The sequence below is a fragment of the Rhizobium metallidurans genome (genome assembly GCF_014196505.1).
Classification (GTDB): Bacteria; Pseudomonadota; Alphaproteobacteria; order Rhizobiales; family Rhizobiaceae; genus Rhizobium; species Rhizobium metallidurans.
The window spans coordinates 1-15303 of record NZ_JACIDW010000001.1; the positions used below are offsets into that span (position 1 = coordinate 1).

A 15303-nucleotide genomic window follows, 5' to 3' on the forward strand; every position below is an offset into this window, starting at 1 on the left:
GAAACTGAACTGGCCACCATCTCGAACCGACATCCCATCATCTCCGCTAATCGTTAAGACAGAGAATCACAACGGTGGGATTTTGCAATGGCTCCACAAGGGGGGAGATCGGCTCGCCGCTTGCTCCCCAATCAAACAATGAAGGTAGAGCGAGCGGCTGCGCCCAGCCAATCTCCCCACCTGTGGGGGAGATGCCCGGCAGGGCAGAGGGGGGTATGGCTCGGCAAAACGCTAAAGTAGGCCGTAACGACGTTCCCGACGCCCCAAACCTCAAGACGCCGGCGTAAACCGCGCCACCAGCGCATGTTTGTCGCCGGGATAGGTAAACCGCACATGGGTAACCGGGCCGACATTGCTCCAGGTGCGACGCTCGACCACGAGGCAGGCGGTATTGCGCGCGATGTCGAGCAACGTCGCTGCTTCGCCTCCCGCCGCAACCGCCTGAATGCGGTGTTCGGCGCTCGACCATGGGATCTGGTTGATCAGCCAGGCGCCGGGCGGCAGGTTCGCGAAGTCGGCATCCTCGGCCTCGGGCACCGTGGCGAGGCTGATCAGGCGCTCCTCGAGACAGAAGGGACGTCCACCGGCATGGTGGATGCAGACCACCTCGACGACGGAGGAGCCCGGCTGCAGCTCGAGGCGCCTGTTATCGTCGGCGTCCGCCTTGCGCTTGGCGCGTCTGGCGACCGAAAACGAATAGGCAAGGTTCAGCGATTTCACCTCGGCGGCGATGTCGTGGATCTCCAGCACGGCCGATTGCGCCTGCGGCTGGGTGACGAAGCTGCCGGATTTCTTGCGGCGTTCAATCAGGCCGGCCTTGGCGAGCTGGGTCAACGCCTTGTTCACCGTCATGCGCGAGCAGTCATAGGCTTTGGTGAGCTCGAGCTCGAACGGAATGCGGTGACCCGGCGGCCACTCGCCAGAGACGATGCGGCCTTCGATGTCGTTCACGATCCGCTGATGCAAGGTGATGTCCCTGCCCTGATCCATCGTCACGCTCCGCTTTTCTTCCCGGTCTATCGGCAATGTCCGAGTCGGGGAAGGCCGTCAGGCCGCCAGCAATTCGCTCATTGCCTTCAGGAAGCGCCGATTGATCGCCTCGCGGCCGATATGCTGGCCGCCTTCGACCTTCTTCTCACCCAACGCCCAGACGCTGTCGACCGCGACACCGCCGGCAAACATCCAGTGGTCGAGCAGCTGATCGCCGGCGAGATAAGGCACAGCCGACGTGTCGAGGGCTACGATATCGGCGTGGTGCCCGACCGCCAAACCGCCCGGCGCCTTCAGCGCCGCACCGCCGCCCGTGATCGCATGGTCGAAGAGACCTCGCGCCGTCGAGCCGCCGGATGTGGCAATGACGTTGCGGGCTTTCAGCGCCAGGCGCTGCGAGTATTCGAGCTGCCTGAGCTCGCCGGGGAGCGAGATCAGCACGTTCGAATCGGAGCCGACGCCATAACGCCCGCCCTCTTCCAGAAACAGCGGCGCCGGGAAGGTGCCGTCGCCGAGATTGGCTTCGGTGATCGGGCAGAGGCCGGCGATCGCGCCGCGCCGCGCCATCTCGCGGGTCTCGCTGTCGGTCATGTGGGTGGCATGGATCAGGCACCAGCGGTCGTCGACATCGGCATTGTCGAGCAGCCATTCGACCGGCCGGGCGCCGGACCATGAAATGCAGTCCTCGACCTCCTTCACCTGTTCGGCGATGTGGATGTGAACAGGCCCCTCGCCCGCCATCGGCACCACCTTGGTGAGCTCTTCCGGCGTGGCCGCCCGCAGGCTGTGCGGCGCAAGCCCGAGTTCGGCGCCGCTCAGCCGCGATGTCAGTTTCCGGCAGCCGTCCATCAACGCCGCGAAGCTGTCGAGCGAATTGATGAACCGGCGCTGGCCCTCGATCGCCTCGGCACCGCCGAAGCCGGAATGGGCGTAGAAGACCGGCAGCAGGGTCAGCCCGATGCCCGCCGTCGCACTCGCCGCGCCGACACGTTCGGCCAGTTCCGCGATGTTGGCGTAAGGCCGACCGTCCTTGTCATGGTGCAGATAATGAAACTCGCCGACGCGGGAAAAGCCGGCCTCCAGCATCTCCATGTAGAGCTGCGAGGCCACGGCCTCGACATGATCAGGCGTCATCGACAAGGCGAACTTGTACATGACGGTGCGCCAGCTCCAGAAGCTGTCGTTGGCGGGGCCCCTTACCTCGGCCAAGCCCGCCATGGCGCGTTGAAAAGCATGGCTGTGGAGATTCCCCATGGCCGGAACGAGCGTATGATGGCGTTCGTCGGCAGGCTCCGCATCAACCGATGTCTCGATGCGCGATATGCGTCCACCGTCGAGCGTCAGCCGGACATTCTCCCGCCATCCCTCCGGCAGAAGAGCGGCGCGCGCGTGGAGTGTCGTCGCAACTGTTTGAGCCATGACCGTTTTCTCTCCTTCTGCGGAAGCATCTCTTTCTTTTCCAGAGATACGCCCAAATTTTTCCTTGTCACCTGTTTATTATGTATATACATGTTGAGGCGTAAGGAAAGGCGCAAAGCTGATGAACGGGAACAATTTTCCAGACAGGCAGACCTCGGCAGAGGCTCGGCCGCACCTGTGGCGCAACGCCCGCCTGGCAACGCTCGATCCGGCCAAGGAAGGCCTGGGCGTTGTCGAGAAGGGCGCTGTTGTCGTCGAATCCGGCCGCATCACCTATACCGGCCCGGAAAGCGAATTGCCGGTCCTGGCGATCGAGCGCGCCGAGATCACCGATCTCGAAGGCCGCTGGGTGACGCCGGGTCTCGTCGATTGCCACACCCACATCGTCCATGGCGGCAACCGCGCTCGCGAGTTCGAGATGCGGCTGGATGGCGCGACCTATGAAGAGGTCGCCCGCGCCGGCGGCGGCATCGTCTCCTCCGTGAAAGCCACCAACGCGCTCTCCGTCGACGGCCTCGTCGCCGCATCGCTCCCGCGTCTCGACACGCTTCTCTCCGAGGGGATGACGACGATCGAGATCAAGTCCGGTTATGGCCTGAACATCGAAGCCGAGCTGAAGATGCTGCGCGCCGCCCGCGCTCTCGGCAATCTTCGCCCGGTCCGCGTCGTCACCTCCTATCTCGGTGCCCATGCCACGCCGGTCGAATACAAGGGCCGCAACGGCGACTACATCACCGATGTCGTGCTGCCAGGCCTCGAACAGGCGCATGCCGAAGGTCTGGTCGACGCCGTCGACGGCTTCTGCGAGGGCATTGCGTTTTCCGTCGAGGAAATGCGCCGCGTCTTCGATCGCGCCCAGCAGCTCGGCCTCCCCGTCAAGCTCCATGCCGAGCAGCTCTCCAACCTCGGCGGGGCCCGCTTCGCCGCCTCCTATCTGGCGCTCTCCGCCGACCATCTCGAATATCTCACCGCCGACGACGCCGTCGTCATGGCCGCGGCCGGAACCGCCGCCGTGCTCCTGCCCGGCGCCTTCTACGCCATCAACGAAAAGCAGAAGCCGCCGGTCAAGGCGCTGCGCGAGGCCGGCGCCCACATCGCCATCGCCACCGACTGCAACCCCGGCACCTCGCCGCTGACCTCGCTGCTCTTGACCATGAACATGTCCGCCACCCTGTTCGGCCTCACCGTCGAGGAATGCATCGCCGGCGCCACCCGCGAAGGTGCCCGCGCCCTCGGACTCATCGACGAAACCGGCACGCTCGAAACCGGCAAGTCCGCCGATTTCGCCATCTGGGATGTCGAGAGCCTCGCCGAACTCGTCTACCGCATCGGCTTCAACCCGCTTCACGCACACGTCTTCAAGGGCGAAAGGATCGACCGTTGACCATCACTCTTCATCCCGGCTCCGTATCGCTCAAGCATCTGGAAACGATCTACTGGACCGGCGAGCCGGCAGTGCTCGACCGCTCCTTCGACGCCGGCATCAACAAGGCCGCCGCGCGCATCGCCGAGATCGCCGCCGGCAACGCGCCGGTCTACGGTATCAATACCGGCTTCGGAAAGCTCGCCTCGATCAAGATCGACAGCGCCGACGTCGCGACGCTCCAGCGCAATCTCATCCTGTCGCATTGCTGCGGCGTCGGCGCGCCGCTTGCTGAAAACATCGTCCGCCTGATCATGGCCCTCAAGCTCGTCTCGCTCGGTCGCGGCGCATCCGGCGTGCGGCTGGAGTTGGTGCGGCTGATCGAGGGCATGCTGGAAAAGGGCGTCATCCCTGTTGTCCCGGAAAAAGGCTCCGTCGGCGCCTCCGGCGACCTTGCGCCGCTGGCGCATATGGCCGCCGTGATGATGGGCGAGGCAGAAGCCTTCTATAAGTGCGAGCGCCTGACCGGCGCCGCGGCACTCGAGAAGGCTGGCCTGACACCCGTGGTGCTCGCCGCCAAGGAAGGCCTGGCGCTGATCAACGGCACCCAGACCTCCACCGCGCTGGCGCTCGCCGGCCTCTTCCGCGCCCACCGCGCCGCACAGGCGGCGCTCATCACCGGCGCAATGTCGACCGACGCCGCCATGGGCTCGTCCGCTCCGTTCCACCCCGACATTCACACGCTGCGCGGCCACAAGGGCCAGATCGACACCGCCGCTGCGCTGCGCGCCCTTCTCGATAACTCGGTCATCCGCCAGAGCCATATCGAGGGCGACGAGCGCGTCCAGGATCCTTACTGCATCCGTTGCCAGCCGCAGGTCGACGGCGCCTGCCTGGATCTCCTGCGTTCGGTCGCCCGGACGCTGGAGATCGAGGCCAACGCGGTCACCGACAACCCGCTGGTGCTGTCTGACAATTCCGTCGTCTCCGGCGGCAATTTCCACGCCGAACCGGTCGCCTTCGCCGCCGATCAGATCGCCATCGCCGTCTGCGAAATCGGCGCCATCGCCCAGCGGCGCATCGCGCTGCTCGTCGACCCGGCCCTCTCCTACGGCCTGCCCGCGTTCCTCGCCAAGAAGCCCGGCCTCAACTCCGGCCTGATGATCGCCGAAGTGACGTCGGCGGCGCTGATGTCGGAGAACAAGCAGATGTCGCACCCGGCCTCGGTGGACAGCACCCCGACTTCGGCCAACCAGGAAGACCACGTCTCCATGGCCTGCCACGGCGCCCGCCGCCTGTTGCAGATGACCGACAACCTGTTCTCGATCATCGGCATCGAGGCGCTGACGGCGGCCCAGGGTGTGGAATTCCGCGCCCCGCTGGCCACCAGCCCGGAGCTTTCGAGCGCCATCGCCGCGATCCGTTCAGTGGTGCCGACGCTGGAGGTCGACCGCTACATGGCGGGTGACCTGCAGGCGGCGAGCGATCTGGTGGCCTCGGGTGGGCTGAATGCGGCGGTGTCTTCGGGCATTCTGCCGGTGTTGGAGGCGTGATGGTGATGATGATGAATGTCGAGTTCTGGGGTTCAGCCCCCTCCCCAACCCCTCCCCACAAGGGGGAGGGGCTAAGCCGTGGCGCTGGTTTCGCCCGTTCGTTCAACTCAGCGCCTGAGGTTCCTGCCGCAAGGGTGAGGCCGGTCTCGACCGTAAGCCCCTCCCCCTTGTGGGGAGGGGTTGGGGAGGGGGCTTCGCGATGACCACCCACGAAACCCGCCAGGGCACATCGCCCGTCATCCTCGGCTTCCCTCACACCGGCACCGACGTGCCGTCTGCCATCTGGGATCGCCTGAACGACAACGGCAAGCTGCTCGCCGACACCGACTGGCACATCCACGATCTCTACGACGGCTTGCTTGATGGCGTCACCACAGTCCGCGCCACCTTCCATCGCTACGTCATCGACGCCAACCGCGATCCCGCAGGCAACAGCCTCTACCCCGGCCAGAACACCACCGGCCTGGTGCCGACGACGGATTTCGACGGCCTGTCGATCTGGAAGGACGGCGAGACGCCCGACGAGGCCGATATCGCCGAGCGGCTGCGCGATTTCCACGCGCCCTATCATGTGGCACTCGCCGCCGAGATCGAGCGGGTGACGGCGATCCACGGCGTCGCGATCCTCTACGATTGCCACTCGATCCGCTCGCACATCCCCTTCCTCTTCGAAGGCAAGCTGCCGGACTTCAATATCGGCACCGATATGGGCAAGACCTGCGACAGCAGGATCGAGCAGGCGGTCGTTGCCGCGACCGCGTCGGCTACGGGTTACGACAGCATCCTCAACGGCCGCTTCAAGGGCGGCTGGACGACGCGGCATTACGGGCGGCCGGAGACCGGCGTGCATGCGATCCAGATGGAGCTGGCGCAGTCCACCCATCTTCAGACCGAGAAGCCGCCCTTCGCCTATGACACCGGCAAGGCCGAGCGCCTGCGCGGTCATCTGAAAGACATCCTCGAGCGCATCGCCGCGATCGCGCCCAACCTCAAGAAATAAGCCTCAAGAAACAAGCCTGAAACAACAAGCCATCCAACCCGGATAAGGGGAACCGCAATGACCAGCAATCCACGCCACAACATTCGCGATGTCAGAAGCCCTCGTGGCCCCGAGCTCAACGCCAAGAGCTGGATGACCGAAGCGCCGCTGCGCATGCTGATGAACAATCTCGACCCCGAGGTGGCGGAAAACCCGCATGAGCTGGTGGTCTATGGCGGCATCGGCCGTGCCGCCCGCACCTGGGCGGATTTCGACCAGATCGTCGCGACACTGAAGACGCTGACGGAAGAAGAGACGCTGCTGGTCCAATCCGGCAAGCCGGTCGGCGTGTTCCGCACCCACAAGGATGCGCCGCGCGTGCTGATCGCCAATTCCAACCTCGTGCCGCACTGGGCGACCTGGGACCATTTCAACGAGCTGGATAAGAAGGGTCTCGCCATGTACGGCCAGATGACCGCCGGCTCGTGGATCTATATCGGCACGCAGGGGATCGTGCAGGGCACCTACGAGACCTTCGTCGAAGCCGGCCGCCAGCATTACAACGGCGACCTCAAGGGCAAGTGGATCCTGACGGGTGGTCTCGGCGGGATGGGCGGCGCGCAGCCGCTCGCAGCCGTCATGGCCGGCGCCTGCTGCCTCGCGGTCGAGAGCGACGAAACCCGCATCGATTTCCGCCTGCGCACCCGCTATGTCGATGAGAAGGCGAAGACGCTCGATGAAGCGCTCGCCCTGATCGACAAGTGGACCAAGGCAGGCGAAGCCAAGTCCGTCGGCCTGCTCGGCAACGCCGCCGAGATCTTCCCCGAGCTCGTCAAGCGCATGAAGGCCGGCGGCCCACGCCCCGATATCGTCACCGACCAGACCTCCGCCCACGACCCGCTCAACGGCTATCTGCCGATCGGCTGGACCGTCGCCGAGCACAAGGCCAAGCGCGAAAGCGATCCGAAGGCCGTAGAGGCCGCCGCCCGCGCCTCGATGAAAAAGCACGTCGAAGCCATGGTCGCCTTCTGGGATGCAGGCGTGCCGACGCTCGACTACGGCAACAACATCCGCCAGGTCGCCAAGGATGAGGGTCTGGAAAACGCCTTCGCCTTCCCCGGCTTCGTGCCGGCCTATATCCGCCCGCTGTTTTGCCGGGGCATCGGCCCGTTCCGCTGGGCAGCGCTTTCGGGCGATCCCGAGGATATCTACAAGACCGACGCCAAGGTGAAGGAACTGCTCCCCGACAACAAGCACCTGCACAACTGGCTCGACATGGCGCGTGAGCGCATCGCCTTCCAGGGCCTGCCGGCCCGCATCTGCTGGGTCGGCCTCGGCGATCGCCACCGCCTGGCGCTGGCCTTCAACGAGATGGTCAAGAACGGCGAACTCTCGGCACCCGTCGTCATCGGCCGCGACCATCTGGACTCCGGCTCGGTCGCCTCGCCGAACCGCGAGACGGAAGCGATGAAGGACGGCTCGGACGCCGTGTCCGACTGGCCGCTCCTCAATGCGCTCCTCAACACCGCATCGGGCGCCACCTGGGTCTCGCTGCATCACGGCGGCGGCGTCGGCATGGGCTTCAGCCAGCATTCGGGCGTGGTCATCTGCGCCGACGGCTCCGACGATGCGGCCAAGCGCCTGGAACGCGTGCTCTGGAACGACCCGGCCACCGGCGTCATGCGCCACGCCGATGCCGGTTATAACATCGCGATCGATTGCGCCAAGGAGAAGGGCCTGCGGCTGCCGGGGATTCTCGGGAACTGATAGAGAGAGGCCGGGCCTCAGAAAGGTATGAGGCCCGGATATTGAAGGATGGTCGAGAAGATGCAATCAGCCTTCGCTCGAACGTCCCCGCTCATTCCTTGTCTGTTACGATCGGCTTGATTGGGTCTTCAGGAGGAAAAAGGTCACCGCCATAGAACATGTCTTCGATTTCCTCGGCCATCATCGTGTCGAAGTCGTCAGGAACGTTGATCATGCCCTCCATGAAACCGATGCGGCGCTTCTTCGGCGCCGTTTCCGGTTGATCGATCCGGGCGTCCTTTGCCATGTTGACGGTTCCACCATTCACCTGCAGTCCCGTGAGTGTCCTCCACGCCCCGCCCATTTGCAATCTCCGGAGATCCAATGCCCCGCGCCACAATCCTGACCGCCAGCAGCTATCGCCGCATGCCGTGGAAGAACGGCGGCGGGGAGACGGTGGAGATTGCGATTTCGCCGGAGGGGGCGGCACTTTCGGAGTTCGACTGGCGCATCAGCATGGCGACGGTCGCAACCGATGGGCCGTTCTCGATCTTCCCCGGCATCGACAGGACCTTGTCGATCCTCGACGGCGAAGGCATGTCGCTTGCGATCGACGGTCGTGCTCCAGTGTTGTTGACGCAGGAGAGCGCGCCCCTCGCCTTCCCCGCCGACGTCGCGGTGTCGGCAACACTCAAATCCGGGCCGATCACGGATCTCAACGTCATGACGCGTCGCGGTGGTCTGTGGCACCGCGTCGAACGTGTCGTCGTCGATGGTGAAGTCACATTCGGCGGCGCATCCGGCACGCTGCTGGTGTTCTGCCATCGCGGCGCGGTCAATCTCACCTGGCCGGATGGAGAGGTCTCGCTTGGTGAAGGCGACACGTTGCTGCTGCAGGATGCGACAGGCATTTCGCTCGAGATGGATGGCCAGGCGCTCTGCTACCTCATCACCATGGATGCCGCCTGACGCGGCAACGACCGACAAGCCGCAATTGTCCACCGGGCAAATCAGGCGCAAAACAATATTGTCGCTATACTCTATAAAATAGATAGTTTTATCTGTGTGCCAACCATGGCCCGCCTTAGTGTTTTCCCGTCGAAACACGTTGAGCCGGCGCACAAGCGCGGCATCTGGGGGCGAAACATGAATATCAAGGGTCTCATCGCGGGACTTACACTTGGCGTGGCGGCGGTAGCCGCGCCGTTCCTCGCGCAGGCAGCCGACAAGAAGGTCGTCGTTGCCTATCAGACGGACGCACTGCCGTCGTCGGTTGCCATCGCCAATGGCGAGTTCGCCAAGGCGACGGGCTACGACATCGACTTCCGCAAGTTCAATTCCGGCGCCGAGATCTTCGCGGCCATCGCCTCCGGCGACGTGCAGGTCGGCTATGTCGGCTCCAGCCCGTTCGCGGCGGCAACCTCGCGCGGCCTTGCCGTCAAGGCCTTCTACCTCTCCTCGATCTCGGGCATCGACGAGGCGCTGGTCGTGCGCGATGGTTCGGGCATCAACTCGCTCGACGATCTCAAGGGCAAGAAGCTCGCGGCAGCCCCCGTCTCCACCGACCATTACCAGCTCCTGGCGCTGATCAAGTCGCTCGGCCTCAGCGAGAAGGACGTGCAGGTCTTCGCCATTCCGCAGCCCGAGATCGTCGCCAGCTACAATCGCGGCGATATCGATGGCGGCTTCGTCTGGGATCCGGCGCTGAGCGAACTGAAGAAGAAGGGCAAGGTGCTGGTGACCTCCAAGGATGTCGCCGACAAGGGCGCGCCGACCTTCTCGGCCTGGGTCGCGGCCTCGAAATTCGCCGATGAAAACCCGGCGTTCCTGAAGAGCTTCGCCGGCGTCATCAACACCTACTACGCCTCCTTCGCCAACGACAAGAAAGCCTGGGAAGCCGATAGCGAAAACGCCAAGCTGCTCGCCAAGGCGCTCGGCGGCACGCCCGAACAGCAGGCGGCGGCGCTGAAGAACCTGACGCTTCTGACGCCCGACGTCCAGGCATCCGACGCATGGCTCGGCGGCGGCGAGAAGGCCGGTGCTGCCAAGATCCTCAAGGATACCGCCACCTTCCTGAAGGAGCAGGGCAAGGTCGGCGAAGTGCTGCCGAGCTACGCAGCCTTCGTCACCGCTGACGCGCTGACCAAGCCGAGCAACTAAGCCGATTTCGGCGGATACGCTGGCGCGGCACCGCGCCGGCGTCCTCATTTTCGAAGAGACCTGACATGCTCAAAGTCGATCACGCGAGCGTCTATTTCCAGACACGAGACGGCCGGACGGTTCATGCGCTCGACCGCGTCTCGCTCGCCATTCCCGAAAACAGCTTCGTGGTCGCGCTCGGCGCCTCGGGCTGCGGCAAGTCCACGCTGCTCAACGCCATCGCCGGCTTCCTGCCGCTGTCCGATGGAGCGATCACGCTCGATGGGCGGCCCGTTACCTCGCCGGGTGCCGATCGCGGCGTTGTCTTCCAGAAGGATACGCTGCTGCCCTGGAAGACGGTGATCGACAATGTCGCCCTCGGCCTCAAATTCGCCGGCGTGCCGAAAGTCGCCCGCCGCGAACGGGCCGAACGACTGCTTCATCTCGTCGGCCTCAAGGATTTCGCAGCCGCCTTCCCCTATGAACTCTCGGGCGGCATGCGCCAGCGCGTCGGCATCGCCAGAGCGCTAGCGACCGAACCCGACGTGCTCCTGATGGACGAGCCCTTCGGCGCGCTCGACAGCCTGACCCGCGAACAGATGCAGGAGCTCTTGGTCTCAATCTGGAAGGAGACGCATACCCGCATCTTCTTCATCACCCACTCGATCGAGGAAGCATTGTTTCTGGGCACACAGGTCGTGGTGATGTCGCCGCGCCCGGGCCGCATCGTCGCCCGCTTCGACCTCGATTTCGTCCGTCGCTTCGCTGAAACGGGGGATGCCCGGGCGGTAAAGACATCGCCTGAATTCGCCAGCCTGCGCGAGGAAATCCGCGACATCCTGCATGGGTCGGAAGAGCTGAGGAGTGCAGCCGAATGAGCGATTTTACAGAAACCGGCCGCGTCGTCATCGGTACTCCCGCGGACCAGCCCAGGCTCGTGAAGATGAAAGGCTTCGGCGCGGGCGAAAAGCCAACGGTGCTGATCAGCATCGCAACCGCGCTGGTGCTTCTGGCTGCCTGGTGGCTGGTCGCAAAGCTGGCGCTGGTGCCGCGTCTCTTCCTGCCGACGCCGCAGGAGGTCTGGACGCAGGTAGGCGCGATCTACAATGACGGCTATGCCGGCGCCTCGCTCTACGAGCACGTCTCGGCGAGCCTGTTTCGTATCGTCACCGCCGCCGCCATCGCCACCGTCGTCGGCATTCCCTTGGGCTTGCTGATGGGGTTGAACCGCTGGATCAAGGGCGTGCTCGATACGCCCATCGAGTTCTACTGGCCGCTGCCGCCGCTTGCCTATCTGCCGCTGATGATCATCTGGCTCGGCATCGGCGAGACCTCCAAGGTGACGCTCCTGGTGCTCGCCATGTTCGCGCCGATCTGCCTTTCGGCGCAGGCCGGCGTGCGCTCGCTGCCGATCGAACGCGTCAACGCCGCACGCTCGCTCGGCGCCCGGCCGTGGCAGATCCTGGTCAGCATCGTGCTTCCCTCGGCGCTGCCGGAGATCCTGACGGGTCTGCGGATCGCGCTCGGCATCGGCTGGGGCACGCTGGTGGCAGCGGAGCTGATCGCCTCGACCCGAGGCATCGGCTACATGATCATGTCGGCGTCGCAGTTTCTGGCGACCGACGTCGTCTTCGTCGGCATCGGCATCATCGCCGCCTGCGCCTTCTCCTTCAGCGCCGCTATCCGCATGCTGGAAGCCGTGCTCGTGCCATGGAAGGGGAAGAGCTAGGCTAGCGCCATCCCCGCTTGGCGGCGGTCGGTTACTCTATCTTGGAGCAGGGATCGGCCGGCGTTGCCAGACGGCCGACCGAGACCTAGATTACCAATGCCGAGAGACAGACCGAAATGGACCGCTGATCGTGAATGACGACACCTTCCCTTCCTCGGCCTTTCTTCCGGCCTCTTCACCGGCGGGACCGGGCGGCGCTCGTCGGCGACCGCTGGTGGCGATCATCGGCGGCGGCATTTCGGGCGCGGGCGTGGCCTATCATCTGGCGCTTCAGGGCCGGGAGCATCCGCCCGCCATCACCGTTTTCGAGCCGCGCGCCGAGCTTGGCCGCGGCCTCGCCTATGACACGGACGACCCCGCCCACCGCATCAACGTGCCGGCGGCCCGCATGAGCCTCCTGCCGGAGCATCAGGGCGATTTCCTCGAATGGATCGAGCTCAACGACGCGATCGCCGACGATCCCGCCGCGCGCCGCGCGGACGGTGCGATCTTTCCGCGCCGTCAGCTGTTTGGCCGATACGTTGCGTCAGCGCTGCGGCCGCTCGTCGAGACGGGCGCGGTCAGGCACCGGCGCGCGCTGGTCACCGATGTCGAGCGCGATGGCGCCTTCTGGCGGATTTCGGACAGCCAGGGCGGCCAGACCTTTGCCGATTATCTTGTCATCGCGACCAGCCACCCCTCGCCGTCCACGCCATCGGCCCTGCTGGCGCTTGCCGGCCACCCGAGGTTCGTGGCCGATGCCACGGAGCCGGGCGCGCTCGACGCCATTCACCCGGATGCCCGCCTGCTTGTCGTCGGCAACGGGCTGACGGCCGCCGATGTCGTGGCGTCGCTCGAGAGCGTGGGGCACCGCGGCGCGGTGACGTCGATCTCGAGACGGGGCCTGAGGTCTCGAGGACATGCCCCGGTCCAGCAGGAGCCTTTCGGGGAGTTCGAGGCCGCGCCTGTTCACAGCGCCACGCAGCTCTTGCGGCTGGTTCGCCAGACCATCCGCGACGCCGAGCAGTCGGGCCTGACCTGGCATGCGGTGCTGGATCAGCTGCGCGGTCATGGGCACGCGATCTGGCGGGCCTTGCCCGTGCCGGAACGCCGCCGGATCGTCCGCCACCTTCGCCCTTTCTGGGACGTGCACCGCTTCCGGATCGCGCCGCAGGTGGAAGAGGTGCTGGACCGGGCGGTGGCAAGCGGCCGCATGGAAGTGCTGGCCGCTTCCGTTTCCGCGATCAGGCGCCAGGACGATGACATCAGTGTCGTGCTTCGGTTGCGCAACGGCGTCCTGCTGGAACGGGCCTATGATGCGGTGGTCGTCACCACCGGCCCGGCACATGGCGGCATTCTGAACAGTCAGCCATGGCTCAAGAAACTGCACGACCTCGGCCACCTGCAGTTGGACCCGACCGGCCTCGGCATCGCCTGCAACGAGTTGTCCGAGGCGCTTGCCGGCGACGGCCGACCAGATCCGACGCTGCTGATCTCAGGCCCTCTGGCACGCGGCACGTTCGGCGAGCTGATGGGCCTGCCGCAGATCACCGAACACACGGTATTCGTCGCGGGAGAACTTGATACAAAAGTCGAGAAAAGCCTCAAATCACATTGATATTTCTCGATAAACCGTAGCGCTCTATTGAGCAGCGCCCTCGGCGAACGCTTCCAGCTCCGGATCGAAGTCGACCTCGACGACATTGTTGAAGACGGCGGTCGCGATCATGATACCGGCGAAGGCGACCAGATCGACCAGCGTCTTGGCGTCGTAGCGTTGCTTCAATCGCACCCAGATCTCGCTCGGTATGGCGTTGGAATCGACCACGATCGCCTTGCCGAACGCGTCGAGCAGCGCCTCTTCCTCGGACAGTTGCAGCGCGTCCGGATCAAAGCCATTGTTGATCAGCGCGCGGCGGAAAAAGGTGATGGCGATCTTCGAGTTACAGGCCTTCGAAATCGCGTGGGAGAAGACCCAGATCGGCCGGTCGCCGATCGAGGCGAGCTCGGCGCGCAGCGTGAACCATTCCGCGTAGATGCGATGCGCGGCTGGCGAATGCAGCAGCGTCCGCTTCATGTTGGTCATCCGGCCGCGAACCCTGACTTCCTCATCGTGGGCCGCGCGGATCTCGTCGGAGGCGGTGTCGTAATCGATCTGCGGAATGTGGCTCATGTCTTGTTGCTCGCTGGATCATGTCGATATCGAGCTGTTAGCGCAAAAGCGCGCCGCATGAAAAGCCACAAGCGAGCGGCATGTGCCCTATGCGGCGTGGATTTGAGACGTGAAGGAGGGCTGCGCGAGACTGAAGCGATTGCGGCCTCCGCTCTTGGCGGCATAGAGCGCGCCGTCGGCGGCCGCGAAGATGTCCTTCGGCGCACGGTAGCCGGTGGCGAGCGCCACGCCGACCGAGCCGCCGATGCCGATATGGCGGCCATCGTCGTCGCGGGATGCCGCGAGCGAGGTGACGATCGAGCTGGCGATCCGGGCCGCCTCATCGCTCGATCCGCAGCGATGGAGCACGGCGAATTCGTCGCCGCCGATGCGCGCCACGAGCTCGGCCCCGCCGAGCACCGTGCGCAGGCAATTGGCCGCCACGCGCAGGCATTGGTCGCCGGCCTGGTGACCGAGCCGGTCGTTGACCTGCTTGAAACCGTCGAGATCGATCAGGAACAGCGCGACTGTCTGCCTTGACGCCTCGGTCGCGCAAAGCGTGTCGAAGGTGGATTGGAACTGAACCCGGTTCGGCAGGCCGGTCAACAGGTCGAATTCCGCGAGATAGCGGATCTCGTCGAAAAGCTTCTTCTCGGCGGTGATGTCCTGCTTCATGCCGAAGATCCGGACCGGGCGGTCACCCTCGCATTCGACAGTCGCGGTGATGCGTATCCAGCGGTGATTGCCCTTGGCCGTGATGATCTCGGCGTCGAGGCTGAAGCCGGATCGCTCCCTGATGGCGCGATCGCGGAGCATGGTGAGCTCGATGCGCGACCGCTCGGTATAGAGCTTGACGGTCTCGTCGCGATTGAGCGGATGGCCGATGGGAAGGTCGAACAACTCGTAGACCATGTCGGTCCACGCCAGCTTCTCGTCCGCGAGATTGCACTCCCATACGCCGATGCGGGCGGCACGCGAGGAATGGTCGAACAGCTTCTTCAGATGGGCAAGCTCGGCGGATGTATCCATGGAAAGCGGGTCGGCGCCGATTTCGGGCGGATGAGGACGATCGGATTGACGTCCCGTGAACCGTGACCTGACCGCGTCTACAATCGAAAAAAACATCTGCCGCCCCTGCACTTGCAAGAAGGCAATCATGCCTTCGACTGTGCATATTCCTCAGCAAAGGTTGACGTTTAACTTCAGGGATCGTTCTCCCACTAAAATATAAGGGAAACAGACGATCGTGCTTAA

The 15303-nt window shown here is 64.6% G+C and carries 14 protein-coding genes; 9 read left to right on the forward strand and 5 right to left on the reverse strand.

What is annotated here, in order from left to right; translation table 11 throughout:
* Positions 1 to 270: 270 nt before the first annotated feature.
* A complete protein-coding gene (hutC, locus tag GGQ67_RS00005; protein ID WP_183898144.1) occupies positions 271 to 990 on the reverse strand; it encodes a histidine utilization transcriptional repressor HutC in 720 nt (239 codons plus the stop codon).
* 57 nt (positions 991 to 1047) lie between these two features.
* On the reverse strand, positions 1048 to 2409 hold the full coding sequence (locus GGQ67_RS00010; protein ID WP_183898145.1) for a formimidoylglutamate deiminase: 1362 nt from the start codon (positions 2407 to 2409) through the stop codon (positions 1048 to 1050).
* Positions 2410 to 2530: 121 nt separating this feature from the next.
* Here GGQ67_RS00010 and hutI point away from each other — a divergent pair, with 121 nt between their 5' ends.
* The 4 genes from hutI (at position 2531) to hutU (ending at position 8071) form a co-directional block, all read left to right on the forward strand.
* On the forward strand, positions 2531 to 3793 hold the full coding sequence (gene hutI / locus GGQ67_RS00015; protein ID WP_183898146.1) for an imidazolonepropionase: 1263 nt from the start codon (positions 2531 to 2533) through the stop codon (positions 3791 to 3793).
* Positions 3790 to 5325, forward strand: coding sequence for a histidine ammonia-lyase (gene hutH, locus GGQ67_RS00020; RefSeq protein WP_183898147.1), 1536 nt, complete (start codon positions 3790 to 3792; stop codon positions 5323 to 5325). The genes hutI and hutH overlap by 4 nt, the downstream gene beginning before the upstream one ends.
* A gap of 199 nt (positions 5326 to 5524) precedes the next feature.
* The gene (gene hutG / locus GGQ67_RS00025) at positions 5525 to 6325 is read left to right on the forward strand and encodes an N-formylglutamate deformylase (protein WP_183898148.1); all 801 of its coding nucleotides are present in this window, start codon (positions 5525 to 5527) and stop codon (positions 6323 to 6325) included.
* Between the two features lie 57 nt (positions 6326 to 6382).
* Positions 6383 to 8071, forward strand: coding sequence for a urocanate hydratase (gene hutU, locus GGQ67_RS00030; RefSeq protein WP_183898149.1), 1689 nt, complete (start codon positions 6383 to 6385; stop codon positions 8069 to 8071).
* A 91-nt stretch (positions 8072 to 8162) separates the two neighbouring features.
* Here the strand turns inward: hutU and GGQ67_RS00035 are convergent, their stop codons facing one another.
* Positions 8163 to 8357 carry a hypothetical protein gene (locus GGQ67_RS00035; RefSeq protein WP_183898892.1) on the reverse strand — a complete coding sequence of 65 codons (195 nt, stop codon included), beginning with the start codon at positions 8355 to 8357 and terminating at the stop codon, positions 8163 to 8165.
* Between the two features lie 77 nt (positions 8358 to 8434).
* Between GGQ67_RS00035 and GGQ67_RS00040 the strand changes: the two genes are divergently transcribed.
* The 5 genes from GGQ67_RS00040 to GGQ67_RS00060 all read left to right on the forward strand — a co-directional run bounded on the left by GGQ67_RS00040 (position 8435) and on the right by GGQ67_RS00060 (position 13515).
* Positions 8435 to 9019: a HutD/Ves family protein gene (locus tag GGQ67_RS00040; protein ID WP_183898150.1), complete on the forward strand. Its 585-nt coding sequence runs from the start codon at positions 8435 to 8437 to the stop codon at positions 9017 to 9019.
* 177 nt (positions 9020 to 9196) lie between these two features.
* Entirely contained in the window at positions 9197 to 10210 is a 1014-nt protein-coding gene (gene tauA, locus GGQ67_RS00045) for a taurine ABC transporter substrate-binding protein (protein ID WP_183898151.1), read from the forward strand.
* Between the two features lie 65 nt (positions 10211 to 10275).
* Entirely contained in the window at positions 10276 to 11067 is a 792-nt protein-coding gene (locus GGQ67_RS00050) for a taurine ABC transporter ATP-binding protein (RefSeq protein WP_183898152.1), read from the forward strand.
* Complete coding sequence (locus GGQ67_RS00055; RefSeq protein ID WP_183898153.1) at positions 11064 to 11918, forward strand: ABC transporter permease subunit; 855 nt, start codon at positions 11064 to 11066, stop codon at positions 11916 to 11918. The genes GGQ67_RS00050 and GGQ67_RS00055 overlap by 4 nt, the downstream gene beginning before the upstream one ends.
* A 130-nt stretch (positions 11919 to 12048) precedes the next feature.
* Positions 12049 to 13515 (forward strand): FAD/NAD(P)-binding protein, encoded by a 1467-nt coding sequence (locus GGQ67_RS00060; RefSeq protein ID WP_343056433.1) that lies wholly within the window; start codon positions 12049 to 12051, stop codon positions 13513 to 13515.
* Between the two features lie 24 nt (positions 13516 to 13539).
* Here the strand turns inward: GGQ67_RS00060 and GGQ67_RS00065 are convergent, their stop codons facing one another.
* Positions 13540 to 14070 carry a carboxymuconolactone decarboxylase family protein gene (locus GGQ67_RS00065; protein ID WP_183898154.1) on the reverse strand — a complete coding sequence of 177 codons (531 nt, stop codon included), beginning with the start codon at positions 14068 to 14070 and terminating at the stop codon, positions 13540 to 13542.
* An 87-nt stretch (positions 14071 to 14157) separates the two neighbouring features.
* Positions 14158 to 15078, reverse strand: coding sequence for a diguanylate cyclase domain-containing protein (locus GGQ67_RS00070; protein ID WP_246400050.1), 921 nt, complete (start codon positions 15076 to 15078; stop codon positions 14158 to 14160).
* Positions 15079 to 15303: the final 225 nt, after the last annotated feature.